Origin of the sequence: Magnetospirillum sp. WYHS-4 (genome assembly GCA_039908345.1) — a bacterium.
Classification (GTDB): Bacteria; Pseudomonadota; Alphaproteobacteria; order Rhodospirillales; family GLO-3; genus JAMOBD01.
In genome coordinates, this window is the sequence record JAMOBD010000149.1 from 1 (window position 1) to 1,908 (window position 1,908).

6 protein-coding genes are annotated in these 1,908 nt (G+C 68.6%); 2 read left to right on the forward strand and 4 right to left on the reverse strand.

Annotation, left to right across the window (positions count from 1 at the left end):
* Nucleotides 1-44: 44 nt before the first annotated feature.
* Complete coding sequence (locus tag H7841_18430) at nucleotides 45-473, reverse strand: acyl-CoA transferase (GenBank protein ID MEO5338835.1); 429 nt, start codon at nucleotides 471-473, stop codon at nucleotides 45-47.
* Nucleotides 474-524: 51 nt separating this feature from the next.
* Here H7841_18430 and H7841_18435 point away from each other — a divergent pair, with 51 nt between their 5' ends.
* Both H7841_18435 and H7841_18440 read left to right on the forward strand, forming a co-directional pair.
* Entirely contained in the window at nucleotides 525-788 is a 264-nt protein-coding gene (locus tag H7841_18435; GenBank protein ID MEO5338836.1) for a type II toxin-antitoxin system RelB/DinJ family antitoxin, read from the forward strand.
* Entirely contained in the window at nucleotides 781-1,050 is a 270-nt protein-coding gene (locus H7841_18440; GenBank protein ID MEO5338837.1) for a type II toxin-antitoxin system YafQ family toxin, read from the forward strand. Before H7841_18435 ends, H7841_18440 begins: the two co-directional genes overlap by 8 nt.
* Here the strand turns inward: H7841_18440 and H7841_18445 are convergent.
* The 3 genes from H7841_18445 to H7841_18455 form a co-directional block, all read right to left on the reverse strand.
* Nucleotides 1,047-1,490, reverse strand: a complete 444-nt coding sequence (locus H7841_18445) for a DUF6441 family protein (protein ID MEO5338838.1) — start codon at nucleotides 1,488-1,490, stop codon at nucleotides 1,047-1,049. The genes H7841_18440 and H7841_18445 overlap by 4 nt on opposite strands.
* The gene (locus H7841_18450; protein MEO5338839.1) at nucleotides 1,421-1,711 is read right to left on the reverse strand and encodes a DUF6441 family protein; all 291 of its coding nucleotides are present in this window, start codon (nucleotides 1,709-1,711) and stop codon (nucleotides 1,421-1,423) included. The genes H7841_18445 and H7841_18450 overlap by 70 nt, the downstream gene beginning before the upstream one ends.
* Nucleotides 1,708-1,908: hypothetical protein (locus H7841_18455; GenBank protein MEO5338840.1), on the reverse strand; the 201-nt coding region annotated here is incomplete at its 5' end. The genes H7841_18455 and H7841_18450, both read right to left, overlap by 4 nt.

Genomic DNA, 1,908 nt, shown 5'->3' on the forward strand with positions numbered 1-1,908 from the left:
AAGCGCGCGTTGGCGCCGAAACCAAGAGCCATCTTGGGGATCCTTCAGGACAGGGGAGAGAAGGTCTCGAAATGGAGGATGACCGGCACCACGGCGGCCTTGATGCCGGCGGCGCCGTCCAGCGCAAGGTCGCGGGTCTGGGGGCCGCCCCAGTCGAGCCAGTCGACCAGGCCGCCCAGCGAGCGGTCCGCGGCAAGAACGGCATCGATCTCCAGCAGCAGGGCATCCAGGGCGGCGGTGGCGGCCTCGGGCGGCCCCTGCACCACGGCCTCGATCTCGGCCCGGTGGCGCCAGAGGTAGGTCACCGGCGACAGCAGCACCTCGGGCTCGCCCGGATCGCCGTCGCGCATGATCACCAGCCCGCCGGCCGGGACCTTTTCGGGCAGCGGCTCCTCGCGTTTGACGAGGGCATCAGGGATCGTCCGCAGGCGCTCGTACAGCGCCGCGAGGACCTCTTCCCGGCGGGTGGGCATTGAATATGTATCCCGATTGTGGTACGTTTCAGGTGCAGCTGGAGGTTAGCCATGTCCAAGACGGAAATGATCCGCGCTCGCGTCGAGCCCGACTTGAAGCACGAAGCCGAAAAGGTGTTCTCGGCGTTGGGGTTGTCGCCGACCGAGGCCATCACCCTGTTCTACAAGCAGGTGACCATGCATCATGGCCTGCCCTTCGAGGTGCGGATTCCCAATGCGGTGACCCGGGAGGCGATCCGCCAGGTGCAGGCCAGGGAAGGCCTGACCCGCTACGCCAGCGTCAAGGACCTGATGGCCGAATTCGACGATGCGTGAACTGCTGACCTCGACGCAGTTCAAGCGGGATATGAAGAAGGCCAGGAAGCGCGGCAAGGATCGCGACAAGCTTGAACGCATCATCGCCAAGATCGTTGCCGGCGAGCCCCTCGACCAGCGACACAGACCGCACCGCCTGTCCGGAGACTGGTCGCCCTGCTGGGAATGTCACATCGAGCCGGACTGGCTGCTCATCTGGGACGAGGATGAGGAAACCGTGATGCTCGTCCGCACCGGAACCCATTCCGACCTGTTCGATTAGCCGCTCGGTTCCCGCCAGTTGCGGACCACGAGGCGGGGCAGTTCGGCGATCCATTTGTCGGCGGCGCCGGCCACGGCGAGGCGCTTCCTGACGGTCACTTGCGGCACCAGGATGAACATCGGCACCGTCGCCAAGCCGCGTCCACTACGCAGCGCCGTTTCGCTGGCCTTGCCGAACCCGCCCCGCTTGCCGGAGCGGGCGCGCCGCTTTTCGGCGACCAGGAGCGAGGGCCTGCCGCGCCGGAAGACGAACCTCAGCTTGGCGCCATGCCGGCGCTCCCAGCCGCCGGGAGTGATCTTCTTGCGCCCATCGCCGTATTTGCCGGCGGCGGGCGTAGGGATGGCGAGGAAGTAGCCGTGGCGGGAGCGGATCACGGCGCCCTCCGCATAGGCCCGGACGATGCCGGGCGCCTTGCTGAAGACGAAGCCCGCCGCCCGCAGGCTCTGGCCTCCCCTCGGGTAGACCTCGCCCCGCCAGGTGCTGGCGAGGCGTTGGCCCAGAGGCGTTGGCCCAGGCCGGCCCCCACGATCTGGCGGCGCAGGTCCTGCTTGAGGCCCTCGGTGGCCGCGCGGACGCCGGCCGTGACGGCCGCCTCGGCGGCTTTCAGTTCGTCGGCGAGGAAGCGCTTGAGGTCGCCCTCCAGCGCGGCTTCGAGTCTCATGCCGGCCGCGTATCGATGGTCCAGATGAGCCGCCCGGCATCGCGCCGGGGCTCGCCCTGGACGATGTAGGTCTCGCCCTCCAGGACGATGGCATCGCCCGCGACGGGAGCCGGAACCTCGGCCACCCGCAGTTCGAAGACGGCGGTGGCCGAGACGATGGCCGTGTCGCCGAACTCCGCCTCCAGGTCCGGCCGCCT

Excerpts from the sequence above, each read along its gene's own strand:
- H7841_18430 (MEO5338835.1), bottom strand. The coding sequence starts at position 473 with ATGCCCACCCGCCGGGAAGAGGTCCTCGCGGCGCTGTACGAGCGCCTG.
- H7841_18435 (MEO5338836.1), top strand. The coding sequence starts at position 525 with ATGTCCAAGACGGAAATGATCCGCGCTCGCGTCGAGCCCGACTTGAAG.
- H7841_18440 (MEO5338837.1), top strand. The coding sequence starts at position 781 with ATGCGTGAACTGCTGACCTCGACGCAGTTCAAGCGGGATATGAAGAAG.
- H7841_18450 (MEO5338839.1), bottom strand. The coding sequence starts at position 1,711 with ATGAGACTCGAAGCCGCGCTGGAGGGCGACCTCAAGCGCTTCCTCGCC.